The sequence below is a fragment of the Microcystis sp. LE18-22.4A genome (genome assembly GCF_027531105.1).
Classification (GTDB): domain Bacteria; phylum Cyanobacteriota; class Cyanobacteriia; order Cyanobacteriales; family Microcystaceae; genus Microcystis; species Microcystis aeruginosa.
This window is the reverse complement of sequence record NZ_JAPZRB010000175.1, coordinates 1-1,436: the sequence shown is the minus strand read 5'-3', so window position 1 is coordinate 1,436 and position 1,436 is coordinate 1. Positions and strand designations below refer to the sequence as shown.

At 35.8% G+C, this 1,436-nt stretch carries 2 protein-coding genes; one reads left to right on the top strand and one right to left on the bottom strand.

The genetic code is table 11. The features are described from left to right. Positions 1-128 precede the first annotated feature (128 nt). On the bottom strand, positions 129-500 hold the full coding sequence (locus O9295_RS07825) for a hypothetical protein (RefSeq protein ID WP_288032589.1): 372 nt from the start codon (positions 498-500) through the stop codon (positions 129-131). Between the two features lie 248 nt (positions 501-748). On the opposite strand from O9295_RS07825, the gene O9295_RS07820 reads away from it, so the two are divergent. Further along, positions 749-1,436 (top strand): helix-turn-helix domain-containing protein (locus O9295_RS07820; protein ID WP_502846495.1); only part of this gene is annotated, 688 nt, incomplete at its 3' end.

Here is a 1,436-nt window from a genome sequence, read left to right as displayed (position 1 = left end):
TTTTGTGGAAGCCTTGGAAGCTTTTCGGACAGCGATGTCTTTCCGTTTCTTTGAGTGGCTGACCGAGAATCGGGATGTGTTTGCCGCTTACAAAGCCAGTTTAGGCTTTGTTTGGGCTTGAAATTTGTTTAAGTCCCATTACTTGCAGTCGGTTTCACAAACACTCGCATTACTTCATCCACTTCAACCAACCCACCTGCACCATCAGAGACTTTTCTCTTAAGGGTTGTTGTATCGGGATTTTTAGCCAACTCTGAGGCTTTATGTAGAAATAGTACATTAATACTTGCTCCATAGCCAACCGCCGCCACAAAACATCTGTCTTTAATCTCATTACCCGATGAACAAGCTGTAATAATTTCTCCGATGACTCGATTAACGGCTTTTGCGGCAAACTCTGCTTTATTTAAATTGGTGTATTTATCTGACATTGAAGCTGACTGATCAATCATAATCAGGATAAATCCAGGCTTGGCGCTACTCAGTTGTTCTTGATACATAACTTAAAGATTACTTCATTGATTTTTGAAAGGGAAAAGATGATCATGTCACCGCAAAATGGGCTATGATGACAATCTAGCAAGCAAATAGGACTAATTAGCTTGATTTACCTAACATCTCAGTATTGTAGCGTTTGATTTTAGTACAAAAGTAGGCTTTGGTACACAATTTATAGGTAGGTTATGGTACAGTCTTAGTTCCGTTTGGTATAATATATTGGATTAACCCTCTAATTTTTTAACCAGAAATGAATAATATTGACCAAGTTTTGCAATATGTTGATGATTTAATGTTTGAGAAAGTGGCGTCTCATCTGACACCAGTACAAGAAGCAATCTTGACAGGGGTTTGGCAAGGTCAAAAATATTGGCAAATTGCTCAATCTTTTAATGGTTGTAGTGAATCTCATATTAAAAAAGAGGCTGCTAACTTATGGAAAAAGTTGGGTAAGGTATTAGACGAAGATGTTAATAAAGATAATTTACGATCCAAGTTAGAAAGAAAATATCGGGTTTCTCAAGCTTATCATTCGGGGAATTGTTTGTTACAAATTGATAACATCAATATTGGTGGTCAAATTATTCAAACGACTAATGATAACCAAAACCGATCATATTCTTTACATAATAATAAATCTCCCATGATTGACTTAACAAAAGCCCCTGAATTAAGGTATAACTGTGGACGTAAGTTAGAAATATCAACCTTAAAAGAATGGCTAGATAATAAAACTCGATTAATTACCATTTATGGGTTAACCGGAATTGGAAAAACAGCTTTAACCCTTAAATTAGTTTCAGAAATTGCCCCACAATTTGATTATATTATTTATCGCAGTCTGGAAAATATTCCTCAATTAATCGCTCTCAAGGATGATCTAAAACAGTTTTTCGCCCAATCTCTATCAACCCCCTTACCTGATATAATAGATTATC